Below are 17,953 nucleotides of genomic sequence, written 5' to 3' on the forward strand. Positions count from 1 at the left end.
CTCAGCTTTTCATATCAATCGCGGAGTCAGTTCCTGCCCATGAGCCAGCAACAATATAACGCCGATGCTATTGAAGTACTGAGCGGCCTGGATCCGGTGCGAAAGCGGCCGGGGATGTATACAGACACCAGTCGGCCGAATCACCTGGCGCAGGAAGTTATCGACAACAGTGTGGACGAGGCGCTGGCAGGGCACGCCAAACGCATCGACGTGGTGTTGTACAGCGATGGCTCGCTGAGCGTTGAAGATGATGGCCGGGGCATGCCGGTGGATTTGCACAAAGAGGAAGGCCTGCCTGGCGTTGAACTGATCCTTACCCGCCTGCACGCCGGCGGCAAATTCTCTCAGGGCAACTACAACTTTTCCGGTGGTCTCCACGGTGTCGGTGTATCCGTAGTAAACGCACTGTCCACCAATCTGGAAGTAACCATCAAGCGCGATGGCCAATTGCACCGGATGACGTTCGCCAACGGCGACAAGGCGTCTGAGCTTGAAGTGGTCGATACCGTAGGCAAGCGCAACACCGGTACCCGCCTGAAGTTCACGCCCGACGTAACCTATTTCGACAGCCCCAATTTTTCCGTTAGCCGGCTTCGCCATAACCTGAGGGCGAAGGCGGTTCTGTGTCCGGGCCTGACGGTTACCTTTCTCCAGGAAAAAACCGGCGAAAAAGACGAATGGTTTTACGAGGACGGGTTGCGGGACTACCTGCGCACGGCCCTGGCCGATATCGAGGTTGTGCCGCTTGAGCCGTTTACCGGCAGCTTTTCCGGGAACAAGGAAGCGGTGGACTGGGCCATCCAGTGGCTGCCCGAGGGCGGCGAAGCGATCATGGAAAGCTACGTAAACCTGATTCCCACGGCCCAGGGCGGCACCCATGTGAACGGGCTGCGTACCGGCCTGCTTGAAGCCATGCGCGAGTTCTGCGAGTTCCGCAACCTGCTACCCCGCGGCGTTAAGCTCTCTCCGGAAGATATCTGGGAACGGGCAGCCTACGTCCTGTCCTTCAAGATGCAGGAGCCCCAGTTCTCGGGGCAGACCAAGGAGCGTCTGTCTTCCCGTGAGGCCGCGGCGTTCATCTCCGGTGTGGTAAAGGATGCCTTCAGCCTTTGGCTCAACCAGCATACCGATGTGGCAGAAGCGCTGGCCGAACTCTTCATCAGCAATGCTCAGCGTCGGCTGCGAGCCAGCAAAAAGGTGGCCCGCAAGAAAGTCACCTCGGGCCCCGCACTCCCGGGTAAGCTGGCGGACTGTTCCGGTGGGGATACCGCCCGGTCCGAGCTGTTCCTGGTAGAAGGTGATTCTGCAGGTGGTTCCGCCAAGCAGGCTCGGGACCGGGAGTTTCAGGCGGTGATGCCGCTTCGGGGGAAAATCCTCAATACCTGGGAGGTTGATTCCGGCGAGATCCTGGCGTCCCAGGAAGTTCACGATATTGCCGTTGCCATTGGTGTAGATCCCGGTTCTGACCAGCTGGATGGCCTTCGGTACAACAAGATCTGCATCCTCGCTGATGCGGACTCGGATGGCCTCCACATTGCCACGTTGCTGTGCGCGTTGTTCGTCAAACACTTCCGCCCTGTGGTTGCCGCCGGCCATGTGTTCGTTGCCATGCCGCCGCTTTACCGGGTGGATCTGGGCAAGGAAACCTTCTACGCCCTGGATGAACATGAAAAGCAGGGCATTATCGACCGTATTGCCGCGGAGAAGCGCAAGGGCAAGATTTCGGTGACCCGCTTCAAGGGTCTGGGTGAGATGAACCCGCTGCAGCTGCGTGAGACCACCATGGCCCCGGACACCCGTCGCCTGGTCATGCTGACCATCGAAGACGGGGATGATACCGATAGCCGCATGGACATGTTGCTGGGCAAGAAGCGCGCATCCGATCGAAGGGCGTGGCTCGAGACCTACGGCAACATGGCGGACATCGAAGTTTAATATTCGATAAGATGCTATAAAAAGTATCCTTTATTCTTTCTCTGTCTTCTGCAAAGTCGTTATCCTGCCAGTTTTCTGATCGGGAAGAACCGTTGATGGACTGGCAGGGCTGGTTTGCGCTGGGCCTCGCAGGCACCGCGCTGATACTGATGAGTGCAGGGCGATTTGCGCCCCATCTGGTGATGATGGGGGTGCTCGTGGTGCTCAGTGCCAGCGGGATTGTGTCCGCGGACCAGGCGCTCGCCGGGTTCAGCAACAGTGGTCTGATCACCGTGGTTGCCATGTTTGTGGTAGCTGCGGGCATTCATCATTCCGGCGGTGTCGATCTGCTGGTGCATCACCTGCTTCGCAATCCCAAGACCGTTCGTTCTGCCCAGGCACGGATTGCCCTCCCGGTATCCCTTCTCAGTGGTTTTCTCAACAACACCCCGGTTGTCGCCACCATGATTCCGGCGGTGCATGCGTGGTCCCGCAAGATCGGTATCTCACCGTCCAAATTGATGATTCCCCTGAGCTACTCCGCCATTCTCGGGGGTACCCTGACACTGATCGGCACCAGCACGAATCTGGTCGTCAACGGCCAGTACCAGCAGCTAACCGGCGAGGAGGGCTTCTCCATTTTCTCGATCACGGCGGTCGGGCTGCCGGTGGCGGTCATCGGCGTGGCCGCTTTGCTGCTGGTTATGCCCCGGGTGCTTCCGGATCGTAAGGATCAGCAGAAATTTGGCTCCATGCGGGAATTTACCCTGGAGGTCGCGGTGTCGTTCGACGGACCGCTGGTCGGCAAGACTGTCGGTGAAGCCGGGCTCAGGGAGCTTGAGCGATTGTATCTGGTTGAGATCGAACGCGATGGCAGCGTGGTTACGGCGGTGCCCTCGGAGGAGCGGCTCAGGGGTGGCGATCGTCTGGTGTTTGCCGGTGATACCCAGGCCATTTCCGACCTCCTGCGGATCAACGGTATCGTCCCGTCAGTCCATGAAGACGAGCCGAGTTTGAGCAAGGATCGGGCGGAACGGCGTCTGGTTGAAGCGGCATTATCGCCCCAGTCCGATGTGTTGGGGCTGACCATTCGCGACGCCCGGTTCCGGGACCGTTACGGTGCTGTTGTGCTGGCCGTTGCCAGGGGTGGGGAGCGTGTTTCCGGCAACCTGGGGAATATCCGCCTCAAACCCGGCGATGTGCTGCTTCTCGAAGCCCGCCCCGCGTTTGTCAGCCGGCAGCGCTATAACAAGGACTTCCTGCTCATTAACGACCTGGAAACCGAGACGCCCCGGCATGACCGGGCGTGGCTGTCCTGGGGCATCCTGTTGGTGCTGGTGGGTCTCGCTGCCTGTGGCACCTTGAGTATGCTTAACGCGGCCCTGCTGGGCGCCGCAGGAATGATTCTCACCGGCTGCTGCTCGGTCGGCCAGGCCCAGAAGTCCGTGGATGTGCCGGTGATCCTTACCATTGCGGCCTCCTTTGCCATGGGCGGGGCCTTGGAGCAGACCGGAGCGGCAGGCTTTGTGGCTGCAGGCATCCTTGAATTCAGTCAGGGCGACGTGCTGTTAACGATCCTGCTGGTTTATCTCGTGGTGTCGGTCCTGACCGAGGTTATTACCAACAATGCGGCGGCGGTCCTGGTCATTCCCATCGTTTTGTCGATGACGAACAGTATGGGTGTGGCCGCGGAGCCGTTTGTGATCGCGGTGATGATGGCCGCGTCCGCCAGCTTTGCCACGCCGCTGGGGTATCAGACCAACATGATGGTATTCGGGCCTGGTGGTTACCGGTTCAGTGATTTCGTGCGGGTCGGTTTACCCATGAACGTGTTTGTTGGTGCCGTTACCGTTGTGGTTATTGCCTTGGTCTACGACATCACTCCCGGTCTATGAGCGCTGTTCGGTCGGGTTGGCGAGAATGTCGCAGCAAAGCACCTGAAGATTGCCGTCCTGAAAGTACCCCAGTGACAGGGTCACGCACATGTAGGCTCCGGTAACGCAAAGGTAGGGGGCGGTTACGTGCAGACTTTCCGGTTGAGCCAGCGCCTGGCGAAGGTACTGCTGGCGGTACCAGTCGGCGCTGCTGGTGCTCTCCAGGGGTTTGAAACGCGGGTCCATACTGCGTGTGCCCGCATCGGAAACCAGGGTGTCGTCCATCTGAACGCCCTTGTCGTCGACCAGATAGCAGCGGGAAACGGCTGGGTGGTTCAACAATTCCAGACAGGATTGCTGCATGCTCATCCCGCTGCGGAGCTTTGTGATGGCGTGGTTGAAAAAGCCACTGAAAAAGTCCACCAGTTGCCGGGTAGGGTCCAGGGTAACCTGGTTGCGGGTTTTGTATTCCTGCAACAGATGATCGAAATCGGCGGGTGAGTGGGTCAGTTGGTCGAGGTCTGTGCTCGGTCTGCGGAAATAGAACCCCTGAACGAAATCCACGCCCGCATCGATCGCAATCATTGCCTGATCCCGGGTTTCCACGCCTTCCAGAAGAACCAGGCAGCCGGACTGGTGCAGTAGTGACACGATGCCGTTCAGAATCTGGCGTGCCTTGTGATCGTCTGTCGCACGGGTAAGCAGTTTTCGATCCAGTTTCACGATGTCGGGTGACAGGTTCCAGATTCGCTCGAAATTGGAGTGGCCGGCACCGAAATCATCAATGGCCGTCAGACAGCCCAGTTTCTTGTAGTAGGCAACCGTTTCCCGAAGCCTTTCGGCGTCGTCTGTGGGTTGCTCAACAATTTCCATGACAATCCGGTGTGGAGGTAGGCCGGTTTTGGCCAGAAGCTGTCCGAAGAACGAATCGGCCTGGCTGCCGCTGGTTACCACCTGCGGCGAAACGTTGAGGAACAGCCAGTTCAGCTGATCGCGGATGCCGCTGTAATTGCGTATGTGCAGATAGCGGCAAAGGCGGTCAAGGAGAAGGTTCTCCGCCTCGGAGGCCGGTAGCTGGAACAGGTGCAGCGGCAGTACCGCGGAGTTATCCGTATCAAAGGCCCGGATCAGGGCCTCATAGCCGACGATACGCTTGTGTGAAATGCTGTAAATCGGCTGGAGCGCTGTTCTCAACGTCAGTCCGCGAAAATCTGCGGTCCATGTGTCACCGTTCCTGTTCAGCATAGGAGACAACAGGTCCACTTCCGGAGCTGTCAGCGTTTCAGGGAGGCGTCTCGACATAGATGATTCTGGTTGATTTAACGAACGCATCAGTCGCCCTAGTCTGGCGCCCGAACTGTCTTTTATCAGTACAGGTTTCGCCAGAAAATTCGGGGAGTTACTGATAGTGGGAAGGAAGATTGCCAAAAAAACGCATTTATTACCACTGTTTCATATAGAAACTGGAAACGGTTTGTATCTTCGAGGGTCTGCAAGAGGAAAGAAGAGAGGGGAGCCCAGCGGTCCGGACGGACCGCCAGAGAATCAGTTATTACTGGGTACAACCACGCTTTCGTCGAATTCGAGTTCCATGTCCTGTCCTCTCGGTCAATGAGGCCCCAGACGGGGCATTCAAGTATGGGCTAAGTTTATCGTTGCTATAATTTTGAACAATCCGTAAAACCCCTATGCGACCAAAGGCAAAAGCCCGGGCGAATGGTCAGAATTTCTGATGTAACGCTGCAAAAGATTTTGATTTTTTTCACACGACCAAGTTTCTAGACTTGGCTTCAACGATGTAACCAGGGAACAGGGTGAATTCTCATCATGCAAATCAGGAATACTTCAGCCAACTACGGTCTTGTAACCATCGTGAATCACTGGGTCGTTGCTCTGGCTGTTTTCGGCCTGTTCGGCCTCGGCTTCTGGATGGTGGATTTGTCCTACTACGACGACTGGTACCGCCGCGGTCCGGATATTCATCGAAGCATTGGCATATTGCTGTTTTTATTGATGCTTTTCCGGGTGGTCTGGAGATCGGTGAATGTTTCGCCGGATCCGCTGGACGGCCACAAGCGCTGGGAGATTCGAAGCGCCCATGCGGCCCACCTTCTCCTGTACGTGCTAATTTTCGTCGCCATGGTCAGCGGCTACCTGATATCGACCGCCGACGGGTCTTCGATCAGCGTGTTCGGCTGGTTTGAAGTGCCATCAGTTACTGGCCAAATAAAGGGAATGGAAGACACCGCCGGAACCGTTCACTACTGGTCCACCTGGGCCATTGTCGGTCTTGCTGCCATTCACGCGGCTGGCGCCTTCAAACATCATCTGCTTGATCGCGACCGCACATTACGGCGTATGTTAGGGAAGTGACTGGCCGGCCGTTTAGTTATCGTTTTACGCCCGGAAGTCGGGCACCAATGCAATAAGGGAGATAACCATGAAAAAAGTTCTGCTTGCCTCGGCCGTGTCGATGGCGCTTGTAGGTGCAGTCAATGCTAACGAACACAGTGGCACCTATGCGTTTGATAAAAAGGGCGCCCATCAGTTCATAACCTTCAAGATTTCTCATCTTGGCTACAGCTGGCTTTACGGTCGATTCAACGACTTCGACGGCGAATTCGTGTACGACGCCGAGAACCCGGAAAACAGCACCGTTAACGTCACGATTGACACCGCGAGCGTGGATTCCAATCACGCCGAGCGGGACAAGCATCTTCGAAGTGAAGATTTCCTGTACGTCGACGAGTTTCCTGAGGCTTCCTTCAAGAGCAAGCGCGTTGTTCTGGATGAAGAAGGCGAGGCCGACATCATCGGCGACCTGACCCTCCGTGGTGTGACCAAAGAAGTGACCCTTGACGCGGAAATGCTGGGCCACGGGGAAGACCCGTGGGGTGGCTACCGCATGGGTTTTGAAGCTGAAACCGAGCTTCGCCTCAAGGATTTCGGTATCCCGATGGATCTCGGAAAGGCCTCCGAGACCGTCGAGATCATCATTTCTGTCGAGGGTATCCGGCAGTAATACTGGCTGACCCTGCCACTGTCAGATTCCGGGCCTAGACCCGGAATCTGCCGGTCTGAGTCTCCAGTTCTCTCGCATAGCCTTCCAGGGATTCACTAATTCCGTCGATATCCCTCGACCGGCTCGCGCTCTCCGTAGCCAGATCGTTGATCTCGGTGATACTGCGGTTGATCTCATCCACGACCTGAGTCTGTTCCTCGGTGGCTGACGCGACACTGGTATTCACGTCTGCAATATTGGCCATGGCTTCAAGAATGGCCTTGAGTTCAGACTCCGCATCGGTGGCCAGCTTCTCGGTTTCGCTCGCCTCTTTGCTGCCCGTTTCCATCACCGACACGATATCGGCAACGCCAGCCTGCAACGTTGTGATCATTTTCTGAATATCTTCCGTCGACTGGCCGGTCCGTTGTGCCAGGGTCCTCACTTCATCGGCAACCACAGCAAAGCCGCGTCCCTGCTCACCGGCTCGCGCCGCCTCAATGGCAGCATTCAGCGCCAGCAGGTTGGTCTGTTCTGCGATGCCCCTGATAACGTCCAGCACGGATGTGATGTTGTCGGAATCGTCAGATAGCTTACGGATAACCTCCACAGCTTTTGAAATCTGTGCGGCCAAACGATGCACCTGCTCTGAGGAGTTGCGGATAATTCGTGCGCCGTTCTTGCCTTTTTCTTCGGCGTCGCGGGTAATCTCGGCCGCTCTTGAGGCATTACCGGCAACCTCTTCGATCGCACTCTGCATTTCGTTTATGGCTGTGGCGACCATGGAAATGGAGTCGGTCTGTCGAGTCACGCCATCATTATTGTCCTTCGCCGCCCGGGCGAGATCTGTAGCTCCGGTGCCAAGCTCCCGGGTCAACTGCTGGATGGAACCAATCATGGATTGCAGGTTCTCCAGAACCAGGTTGAAGCTTTTTGCGAGTTTGCCCAGATCATCATCCATCTCCACAGGGATCCGCTGGGTCAGATCGCCTTCACCCTGGGCAATATTGTCCAGTTGATCCCGAAGCGCCGCGATAGAGCTGATGATCATTTTCAGGAACACGGCAAACAGCCCAATACTGATCAGGATAGCGACGGCTGTGATTAGCAGGATGGTGACCGAGCTGCTCTGGCCCTCTGCAGAGGCTTCACCCGCGCGAATCTGGGCCTGGGCATCTGCGTGAGCGCCGACCTCGTCGAAGTAATTCCTGAGATTGTCGAAGAAGTTGTTGGTTTCGCTGGCTGCCAGGGCTCTTGCCTGCTCCGGGTCTCCTGTTTCTGCCAGCTCAAGAACCCGTAGGGCGGATCCCAGCCAGCGCTCATAGGCAGCGTCGAATCCTCGAGCAACGTCGGAGACGCCCGTACCCTCAAGTCTGCCAACTGCTGTGTTGAAGCGGTCCAGGGCCTGGCCGGCATTCTCATCAAAACTGGCCAGGTAATTCTCACCATCTTCATTATTGGACTGGGCGTCCACATAGGCCATCTGGGCAACCAGCGCCTGGTAGAGATCCCGGTCGCCGTTGAGGATTTCGCTGACGGAAGGCAGATAGGTGTCGGCAATATTGTCAGTGTCGGATACCAGGTTTCGGACAGTACTGACAGCGAACAGTCCGATAATAACCAGGGCGACAGCCGTGATAACGAAAGGCAAAGCAATTTTTACCCGGAGTCCCAGGCGCTTACCAAAATCCATACGTCTCTCCCGCATTGCCAGAATGGCTTATTGCCAAATATAGCACTGGGAAGACGGTTGATTTGAGAAACATTAGAGAAATTGCTCCCGATCAGTTAGAAGTGACTCGCCGGGAGCATGGACAGGTTATCTGGAAGGGTCTGGTGATTCCCGGTGAGTGTCACCGGATCGGCAAAGGTGCCTCTGGCGCCAGAACTGTCCCGCGAAAATAACGACCCAGATCAGTAACCCTGCCCAGAGATAGGTCTCCGGAACCTGGAAACTGCCGCTGATTGCAAACTCAACCAGTAGCATCAGCGTCACCGCCAGAACCGCATTTACCAGGGCTGTCACCATGGCTTGCCCGCAGGCTTTGATGTTGGGTTTCATAGTGTTCCGCTTGTTAGAGAAGTAAAACGGTCTTCTATTTACTGAAATGCAGAATACGGCTCACCTTATGGACTCTCCATGCGGGAATTCCGCTATTGGAATCAGTCGTCTGTGCGACAGCCGACCGGTTTTGGCCAATAAATCCGCAGGTTGTTGGTGTATCGGCGCCTTGCTCCATATAATGTGCGCTCCTGTGAACCGGTGATTATTCCGGGCGCAGGGAGTAGCATCACGGACACCATTCAAATCAGGCAATACAGGCAATCAAAGAGGCATCCATGCCAGAGTTTCAGACAACGGATGAAGGTTTCGAGCGGGTTGCGCTCCGGGATTACACGGAAAAGGCCTATCTCGATTATTCCATGTACGTCATTCTTGACCGGGCACTTCCCAATGTCGGCGACGGTCTGAAACCGGTTCAGCGACGAATTGTCTATGCCATGTCGGAGCTGGGGCTAAAATCCACCTCGAAGTACAAGAAGTCTGCCCGTACCGTTGGCGATGTGCTGGGTAAATTCCATCCCCATGGTGATAGTGCTTGTTATGAGGCCATGGTGCTGATGGCTCAGCCTTTTTCCTATCGCTACCCTCTTGTTGATGGGCAGGGTAACTGGGGCTCCCCGGACGATCCCAAGTCCTTTGCTGCCATGCGTTATACCGAATCCCGCCTGGCGCCGTTTGCGGAAGTTCTGCTGGGAGAGCTGGGGCAGGGAACTGTGGACTGGGTGCCCAACTTTGATGGCACCATGGATGAGCCGTCAGTGCTTCCGGCCCGGTTGCCCCATGTTCTGCTTAATGGGACCACCGGTATCGCCGTTGGTATGGCCACGGATATCCCGCCGCATAACGTTCGGGAAGTCACGGCAGCCTGTATACGCCTGCTGGACCAGCCGGAGTCGACGGTTGATGAACTCTGCGAGCACATCAAGGGCCCGGATTTTCCGACCCAGGCGGAAATCATTACCCCGCGCAAGGACATCCGGCAGATGTACGAGACCGGTCGCGGGTCGCTGCGGATGCGGGCCCGCTGGATCCGCGAGAGTGGTGAGATCGTAGTTACGGATCTGCCGCATCAGGTCTCTGGCAACCGGGTTCTGGAGCAGATTGCCCATCAGATGCAGACCAAGAAGCTACCGATGGTGGCGGACCTTCGTGACGAATCCGATCATGAAAACCCGACCCGCCTGGTGATCGTGCCCCGATCCAACCGGGTTGATCTGGATGGTTTGATGGCGCACCTGTTTGCCAGTACCGATCTGGAGAAAACCTATCGGGTGAACATCAATGTGATCGGCAACGATGGCCGACCGGGCGTTAAGGGATTGCACCAGATCCTCACCGAGTGGCTGACCTTCCGACGCACCACTGTCATCCGCCGGCTCCAGCACCGTCTGGACAAGGTTCTCGCTCGCCTGCATATCCTGGAAGGCTTGCTGATTGCTTATCTCAATATTGATGAAGTGATCGAGATCATCCGTACCGAAGACAAACCCAAGGCCGAGCTGATGGCCCGTTTCGGGTTGTCCGCCGATCAAGCCGAAGCCATCCTCGAACTGAAGCTGCGTCACCTGGCCAAGCTTGAGGAAATGAAAATCCGGGGCGAGCAGGATGAGCTCGCGGCTGAACGGGATGAGCTCCAATCCATTCTGGGTTCCGAGGATCGCCTGCGAGAACTTATCAAGAGCGAGATGCAAGCCGATGCCGAGACCTTTGGCGATGATCGTCGCTCACCGATAGTCGAGCGTGAGGAGGCCAAGGCATTCAGTGAAGTGGACCTGATCTCGAACGACCCCGTTACGGTTGTGCTGTCTGAAAAAGGCTGGGTTCGCGCCGCCAAGGGGCATGACATTGAGCCGGAAGGTCTGAGTTATAAAGCCGGTGACCGTTTCTCCCTCGCGGCTCGGGGACGGAACAACCAGCAGGCGATATTCCTGGATTCTACCGGGCGCGCCTATTCCTTGATGGCTCACAGTTTTCCATCCGCCAGAGGCCAGGGTGAGCCGCTGACGGGGCGCATCAACCCGCCCTCCGGTGCCAGTTTCTCAGGCCTGTTGATGGGAGATCCGTCCCGTAAGGCGTTGCTGGTTACCGACGGTGGCTACGGGTTTGTTACGTCGCTGAACGACATGATCAGCAAGAACCGCAATGGCAAGGCAGTAGTCAGTGTCCCCAAGGGCGCGAGGATCATGCCCCCACTGACCATACCGACGACCGAGAAAGCGCTGTATCTGGGGGCGGTGTCCAACGAGGGACGGATGCTGGTGTTCCCGCTGAGCGAATTGCCGGAACTGGCCAAGGGTAAAGGCAACAAGATCATCAGCATTCCCTCTGCCAGGGTTCAGAGCCGTGAAGAATATGTGGTGGCAGTAGCAGTCTTTGCCGAGGATGACCAGCTGGAGATACGCGCTGGTAAGCGCAAGATGGGGCTACAGTTCAGTGATCTTGAACACTACCTCGGTGAACGAGGCCGTCGCGGCCACAAGCTGCCCAGAGGGCTACAGCGGGTGGATGGCATTGACGTGATTCCCTCTGCCGCCCGGGCCCAGGAAGAGGCGGGCTCTGATAGCGAGGGTGCCGACAGTGAGTGAACTGGTCCTGATTAATGTCTCCGGGCGTGACAAGCCGGGTCTGACGTCGGAAATCACCGGCATCATGGGGCGCTACGATGTGCGTATCCTGGATATCGGCCAGGCGGTGATCCACGACCACCTGACGTGGGGCATCCTGATCGAGATTCCGGATGAGTCCAAATCCTCGCCCGTCATTCGTGACCTGCTGTTCCGGCTACACGCTCTGGATCTGCAGGTCAGGTTCGCTCCGATCACCGTCGAGGAGTACCAATCCTGGGCCGCGGCCCGGAACCGAGCCTGCTATATCGTGACGCTGCTTGCCCGGGATATCAAAGCCGAGCAGATTGCCCGGGTTTCCGCCATCACGGCGCGTCATGGTCTGAACATCGATAACATCTCACGCCTGTCTGCCAGGCCCTCGCTGAATGCCGCAGACAATCGTATCGCCTGTGTCGAGTTTTCGGTAAGAGGCACACCATCAGATCTTGAGAAACTTCGGGCGGATTTCCTGCACATCGCTGGCGAAATGAATGTGGATATCGCCTTCCAGGAAGATTCCATCTTCCGCCGCAATCGTCGGCTGGTGGTCTTTGACATGGATTCCACGTTGATCGAGGCCGAGGTGATCGACGAGCTGGCTGCGGAGGCCGGAGTCGGGGAGCAGGTAGCAGAAATTACCGAAAGGGCCATGCAGGGCGAGCTGGATTTCAGCCAGAGTTTTGCCGAGCGCCTGGCACTTCTGAAAGGCCTGGATGAATCGGTCCTCGAGGGAATCGCCTCGCGGTTGCGGATGACCGAGGGTGCAGAGCACCTGATCCTCAGTCTCAAGGCGCTGGGATATCGCACCGCAATCCTGTCGGGCGGCTTCACCTACTTTGCGCGCCACCTTCAGCGCAAACTCGGTATCGATTACATCTACGCCAATGAACTCGAGATTGAGGATGGCAAGGTCACAGGCAAGGTTTCCGGGCAGATTGTCGACGGCAAGCGAAAGGCAGAACTGCTTTTGGAAATCGCCGGGAAAGAGCATATTTCCCGGGAACAGGTTATTGCTGTCGGTGATGGCGCCAACGACCTTCCGATGCTGAGCCAGGCCGGCCTGGGTGTGGCTTTCCGCGCCAAGCCCCTGGTCAAGGAGTCAGCCCGCCACGCGATCTCGACGCTGGGGCTGGATGCAATCCTGTATCTGATTGGTTTCCGTGAGAGCGAAACCAACCAGAGTCTGGAAAACGCCGACTTCTGAGCCGTTCAGGCTCAGTTGTCGCCGAAGTCGTAGTTCATTTCAGGTACTGGTGCCTGCAGGTAGTAGCCCTGAATATAGTTCACGCCAGCCTGCCATAGGGTGGCGAGAACGCCGGCATTCTCCACCAGCGGGATGATGGTGAGCTTGCCGCTGGACTGCAGGCTCTTGACCATTTCCTTGACCTGTTCTTTGGCCTCGTCGCTCTTCTGGATTTCTTCCGTGAAGGAGCCATCGATCTTCACATAGTCCGTATCGATGTGTTTCAGGGTGTTGAACGGATTGAGGGCGCAGCCGAACTGGGAAATGGATACCTTGCAGTGAAGCTCGTGAACCGCCTTGGTGAAGTCTTTCGCCTGCTTCATGTAATTGTTGGCATCGCCTTCCCGGATCTGGAAGATCAGGGAATCGCCCGGCAGCCGTGCGGCTTTCAGGGCAACGCTCAGCCAGGGAGTGAAGGTTTTATCCTGCAGGGTTTCGGCCGTCACATTGAGGAACAGGCGGGTATCGTGGCCCCGTGAGCGATGGCTGGAAAGCTGTTTGATGGTCTGCAGAATGACCCAGCGGTCAATCTTGATCGCGGTGTCACTCGGGCCTGTTGGCGGCAGGAAGTCATAGGGCGAAACTTCCTCATCGTCCTTGTCGAGCATGCGCACGAAGGCCTCGTAATGTTCTTCGCCTTCGCCACGCAGGTTGATGATTGGCTGGAACAGCAGCCGGAAGCGGTTTTCTTCCAGGGCCTTCTGAATCGCTTCCACCGAATTGCTTTGATCCAGAGCCTCGAAGTCGGCGGGGTTGTAGACCACCACACCGTTGCCCTCGGCATGACCCTCGAGCTTGCGCACTTCCGCCGATGCTGTATGCGCCCTGGCCATGAGTTCCTCGGCCTTCGGCGAATTCTCGGTAATCGCGGCGACACCGATACTCACGGTCAGCTGGACCGTGCGCCCATTGATATCAAAAAGATGGTCCTCAACCGCCTTGCGGATGCGCTTGGCGTGTCCTGCCATGGTAGATTCATCGCAGGGCTGACTCAGCAGACTGAAGGCATCATCGCTCAATCGGGCCAGGGCAAGGTCGTCACCGGCCTGCTCCTTGAGCAGGTTTGCGAGATCGCCAAGCAGAAGGTCTGCGCCGGAAATGCCCACCTGGCCCTTCATGCTCATGAAGTTATCGAGGGCGATGTAGGCGAGTGCACCGGTTTCATTCTTCTTGCCGGCGTTGGCAATTGCTTCAGCGAGTGCATCCATCAGGTACTGACGGTTATACAGTCCAGTCAGAAGGTCCTGGCTGCTGATCTGGCGTAGCTTTTCTTCCAGCTCCGCATCGCTGTGCTCCGGCTGCAGAACGATCTGCGTGCATTCCTCACCGTCGTAGGTGGCGGCCGAGACCGACATGGTCACGTTCAGTTCGTGGTCGTCGCTGCGTCGAGCCATGCAATTCATGGTCATGCCGTCTTCGCCCTTTTCGGCAAACGACTTCATGAACTCCTTATACTTCTCCTGGCTTTCCGGATTGAGGGTGTCCAGCACCGGAACGCAGATGAGATCGTCGATGTCATCGTACCCGAGAAACTCCATATACGACTGGTTGGCGTAGATGTGCATGCCATCATTGATGTAGGCAATTGCATCCTTGGAACTTTCCAGCAGCAACTGGCACCGCTGTTCCGCTTCCCGCAGATGGGACTCCAGAACACGGCGCCGGCGACGTTCGTCAAGAGCAGCCAGCTCACGATTGACCTTCAGCACAATAAGATCGGTGTGCTCGAACGACACCGTATCCTGGGCGCCTGCCTTCATTATCCCTACTGTGCGCTCCCGGCTTTCTTCTTCCGTCAGCAGAATGAACGGAATGTCCTTGTCCATCCGGCGGATCATGGCGAGGGCGTCGTCGGCCGAAAACTCCTGCTCCAGGTCGCGGGCCAGAAGCAGATCCCAGTTTCCAGCCTTGAGCGTTTCTTCCAGATCTTCTTCCGAGGTGATTCTGTGGGCTCGGGTAGCCTTGCCGGAGTTACGGAGCAGGCTGACCAGTGATTCGGCATCGTTTTGCGATGGATCCAGAATCAGCAGGTGTACGGTCGCGTTCTTTTTCTGCATTCGAAGGGCATCTCGTGATACACGGTTCATTCACTAACGCTGAATGATGCAGGGGTTGCCGATCAATAACAACCCTCTGAGGGCTTCCGGTGTCTCAGTTTGGAGACCTTATAGAGATGGCCAGAGCGAGTCGAATTCGTCCTCGCTGGCTCCGGATGATGCAGGCGGCGCGCCAGCATTCAGCGTTGCCGCGTTCTGCAGCTTGAGTTCGAACTGGCTGATGCTGCCAGTGGAGGACACCTTGCGAGACAACTGACCCTGATCTTCCCGGCCATCATGGAGCAGGGAAATGCGGCTCCCCGACTGGAATGGCAGGCGAGGTGTGATCAGTGTGGCTGACTGGTTGACCACGCTGATTTCCGGTAACAGCAGGCCGCGCAGGTATTCACTGCTGTTGCCCACTTTCTGGATCAGGCGCACACCGCAGGGTGAAGCGCTCGGTGCGAGCAGCTCAATGCCCACCTGGGTGCCCTGATTCTTGATCTGTCGAATCCAACGCACCACCGCCACGCTCCAGGGATGTGAGCTTTGCTCACGAACGCCCAGAACCTCGCCCGCCTGCAATGACGGAGGCACATTGCTTTCCCACGCAACACAGTAGCCACCGGGGCTGGTATTGATCAGGAGAGAGTGGTGCGACTTTGGCCGGTTCCGGTCGGTCGACGGGGCCTGGGAGTTGCCGTAGGAACCCTTGAAATTGATCGGCGTGTCGCCGGCGTGGAGCCGTTCGTCGCTGGGACTGGCGTCGTGGGCGCCTGACCAGGCGTCCTGCTTCTGGCGCGAAGACCGGACGAACAGGTTCTCTTCTTCATGAAGGCCGCTGTCGTTGCCATTCACGAATTCCGTAAAGGTTTTCTCGCCGGCAATGAAGTAATGCGCCGCTGTTAGGCCCACGCAGACTTCAAGGGACCCCTGGCTCGCGATGCGGTTGAAGTTCCGCTTCGCGAGAATGCCAAGGGCCTGGCTGAGGTGGGTGAGCAGGGTGTCGCTTACCTTTGCCGGTACCTGAAGTTCGTGATCGGTTTCTTTGTGCTCGCGACGGGCATGGAGCGTCTCCGATAGCATCGCCGAGAGATCCCGGGTATCAAAGCCGAAGCTGTCGTCACCTGGCTTCTGCTCCAGAAGGCTGCGGTAAACCGGCGGGTTGTCCCGTTCCATGTTGATTACAAACAGGCTGTCGTCCTCAACATCCGGTCCGCATCGGGTATGGTCAGTCCAGGATTCGAAGAGTTCATAGACGTGCAGAAGCTCAGCCTGTCGCAGCTGATTCGGGCGCGCACAGCCCAGCAGGAGGATGCGCTTGTAGCTGTCGGCGACCGAGCTGGTGCGGCGATGCTGAAGTGTGTCGTCCTCTACTTGAGCCACTGAGAGCTTGTTGCGGTGTGCAAAACGGAATAGACGGTGACACTCCAGCCAGCTCTGGGCAGGGCTCGGGCAGTAGAGCTGGTGCGATCTCAGAATGGTTGCCGACAGCTCGGAAATGGCCCGATGCGCGGCTGTGGCAATCTGGCGCCGATTCTTGTCCAGTCCCCCGTGGTCGATAAACTCCAGAACGCTCAGCTTGTAGCCGCCGGCCAGATGTAATTGGAGCGCCTGGGACAGATTGGCGATCTTCCTTTGTTTTTCGGGCAGCGCCACGGCAAGACCGAGGTAGTGGCGGGAGAGCTCATTACAGACAAAATGAATCTTTTCGCGAATCAATTCCAGGAACTGCATGCGCTGCTGGGGCGCCAGGAAAAGGTGATTCAGTTCGATAATGGCGTGGTAAAGCTGTCGTGACACCTCGCCGATATTGGCCATTGGCAATTGGTCTATCCAGACCCGGAACGCCTTGGGCGTCGTGTCACAGAACGACAGGCTGGCCGTTTTCTGTTCGGGAACGCGGAGATCAGGTTTCAGGGTCTTACCTTCCATGAATGCATGCCAATGTCTGGACCACAGGTGGTATTCCGGGGTTCGCCCTGCCTGGCTGGCGGTTACCAGGTGTCCGCCGGCCTGTCAGGAAAACGCCGTAAATACATGTTTTTATCAATAACGGTACTGGACTTTAAAGTAGCAAACCAGTCGTAAAAAGCGAGAAGATCATGAGTTGACAATCTTTGACAAGTGAATTTGGGCCGTTTTTTGTGAGGCCGGTCACGGGAACAGGTTGATCGGGGTCTTGCTTTCCTTGCCAGGCTCTTCTCTCACCAGCTTCGGCACCAGAAAACCGGGCAGGCGCGCCAGCAGCTCACGCACCAGATTTCGGGCCTCATCATCGGATACGTCGAAATGGTGAGCGCCTGTCACCGGATCAAATGCATGCAGGTAATAGGGCAGGACGCCCGCATCAAACAGGGTCTCGCTCAACTCTTCAAGCACCGCCGTTCGATCATTTACACCCCTGAGGATCACGCTCTGGTTCAGGAGCGTTGCGCCTGCGGCCCGGAGGTATCCGAGCGCACGGCGAGTGGGGCCGTCGATCTCTGCCGGGTGGTTGATGTGCAGGACAATCACTACCTGGAGCGGAGTCGTCGACAGCCACTTCAGTAACTCGTCGCAAACCCTCTGGGGAATCACAACTGGCAAGCGGGTATGCAGGCGCAGCCGGCGGATGTGGGGTATGCCGCTAATAGCGCTTGCCCACTGACTGAGCAGGCGATCATTGACGGCCAGGGGATCGCCGCCGCTGAAGATGACTTCGTTGATTTCCGGGCTGGCGACAAGGGTATCAATTACCCGCTGCCGGTCGTGAGGGCTCAGGCGTTGCTCCTCGTAGGGAAAGTGCCTGCGGAAACAGTACCGGCAGTTGATCGCGCACTGTCCGGTTACCATGAGCAGGGCCCGGCTGCGGTACTTTCGGATGAGCCCGGTGGTGGCGATCGCGCCGGATTCTTCGAGAGGATCGCTGACAAAACCGGGCGCGTGGCCGGCTTCGTCCGCCAGCGGAAGCACCTGTCTGAGCAAAGGGTCGGCCGGGTTGCCCTTCTCCATCCGGTTGAGGAAGGGTTCAGGTACCCGGATCTGAAAAAGCCGGTGGCCTTGTTCTGCCCCTGAAAGCCATGGTTCCTCGGGCAGTTCCAGGCGGCGGAGCAGCTCCTTCGGCAACGTAATAGCGCCCGACAGCAGTTGCTGCCAGCTGCGTTGTTCGTGGTCGGAAAGGTGGGCTTCTATACGGGCGGGGGTTCGCTGTATCATAACGCCCTTCGAATTC

At 57.2% G+C, this 17,953-nt stretch carries 12 protein-coding genes; 6 read left to right on the forward strand and 6 right to left on the reverse strand.

Annotated elements, in window-relative coordinates; translation table 11 throughout:
- Positions 1–39: 39 nt before the first annotated feature.
- A complete protein-coding gene (gene parE / locus CFB02_RS02295; protein ID WP_088556706.1) occupies positions 40–1,935 on the forward strand; it encodes a DNA topoisomerase IV subunit B in 1,896 nt (631 codons plus the stop codon).
- 95 nt (positions 1,936–2,030) lie between these two features.
- Positions 2,031–3,809 (forward strand): SLC13 family permease, encoded by a 1,779-nt coding sequence (locus tag CFB02_RS02300; protein ID WP_088556707.1) that lies wholly within the window; start codon positions 2,031–2,033, stop codon positions 3,807–3,809.
- Here CFB02_RS02300 and CFB02_RS02305 read toward each other — a convergent pair.
- On the reverse strand, positions 3,804–5,090 hold the full coding sequence (locus tag CFB02_RS02305; protein WP_088556708.1) for an EAL domain-containing protein: 1,287 nt from the start codon (positions 5,088–5,090) through the stop codon (positions 3,804–3,806). The two genes, CFB02_RS02300 and CFB02_RS02305, sit on opposite strands and share 6 nt — an antisense overlap.
- Positions 5,091–5,615: 525 nt before the next feature.
- On the opposite strand from CFB02_RS02305, the gene CFB02_RS02310 reads away from it, so the two are divergent.
- Positions 5,616–6,161, forward strand: a complete 546-nt coding sequence (locus tag CFB02_RS02310) for a cytochrome b (protein WP_088556709.1) — start codon at positions 5,616–5,618, stop codon at positions 6,159–6,161.
- Positions 6,162–6,228: 67 nt separating this feature from the next.
- On the forward strand, positions 6,229–6,810 hold the full coding sequence (locus CFB02_RS02315) for a YceI family protein (protein WP_014577815.1): 582 nt from the start codon (positions 6,229–6,231) through the stop codon (positions 6,808–6,810).
- Between the two features lie 34 nt (positions 6,811–6,844).
- Here the strand turns inward: CFB02_RS02315 and CFB02_RS02320 are convergent, their stop codons facing one another.
- Both CFB02_RS02320 and CFB02_RS02325 read right to left on the reverse strand, forming a co-directional pair.
- Positions 6,845–8,482, reverse strand: coding sequence for a methyl-accepting chemotaxis protein (locus tag CFB02_RS02320; protein ID WP_088556710.1), 1,638 nt, complete (start codon positions 8,480–8,482; stop codon positions 6,845–6,847).
- Positions 8,483–8,608: 126 nt separating this feature from the next.
- A complete protein-coding gene (locus CFB02_RS02325) occupies positions 8,609–8,851 on the reverse strand; it encodes a hypothetical protein (protein ID WP_088556711.1) in 243 nt (80 codons plus the stop codon).
- A 278-nt stretch (positions 8,852–9,129) separates the two neighbouring features.
- Between CFB02_RS02325 and parC the strand changes: the two genes are divergently transcribed.
- Together parC and serB are read left to right on the forward strand one after the other, a co-directional pair.
- The gene (gene parC / locus CFB02_RS02330; RefSeq protein WP_088556712.1) at positions 9,130–11,439 is read left to right on the forward strand and encodes a DNA topoisomerase IV subunit A; all 2,310 of its coding nucleotides are present in this window, start codon (positions 9,130–9,132) and stop codon (positions 11,437–11,439) included.
- Positions 11,432–12,664, forward strand: a complete 1,233-nt coding sequence (serB, locus tag CFB02_RS02335; RefSeq protein ID WP_088556713.1) for a phosphoserine phosphatase SerB — start codon at positions 11,432–11,434, stop codon at positions 12,662–12,664. Before parC ends, serB begins: the two co-directional genes overlap by 8 nt.
- A gap of 11 nt (positions 12,665–12,675) precedes the next feature.
- Here serB and CFB02_RS02340 read toward each other — a convergent pair whose 3' ends face one another.
- The 3 genes from CFB02_RS02340 to epmB form a co-directional block, all read right to left on the reverse strand.
- Positions 12,676–14,760, reverse strand: coding sequence for an EAL domain-containing protein (locus CFB02_RS02340; protein WP_088556714.1), 2,085 nt, complete (start codon positions 14,758–14,760; stop codon positions 12,676–12,678).
- A 108-nt stretch (positions 14,761–14,868) separates the two neighbouring features.
- Positions 14,869–16,674: a GTPase gene (locus tag CFB02_RS02345; protein WP_088556715.1), complete on the reverse strand. Its 1,806-nt coding sequence runs from the start codon at positions 16,672–16,674 to the stop codon at positions 14,869–14,871.
- A 222-nt stretch (positions 16,675–16,896) separates the two neighbouring features.
- Positions 16,897–17,937 carry an EF-P beta-lysylation protein EpmB gene (epmB, locus tag CFB02_RS02350; RefSeq protein WP_088556716.1) on the reverse strand — a complete coding sequence of 347 codons (1,041 nt, stop codon included), beginning with the start codon at positions 17,935–17,937 and terminating at the stop codon, positions 16,897–16,899.
- Between the last annotated feature and the right edge of the window lie 16 nt (positions 17,938–17,953).

This window comes from Marinobacter sp. es.042, assembly GCF_900188315.1.
GTDB lineage: Bacteria > Pseudomonadota > Gammaproteobacteria > Pseudomonadales > Oleiphilaceae > Marinobacter.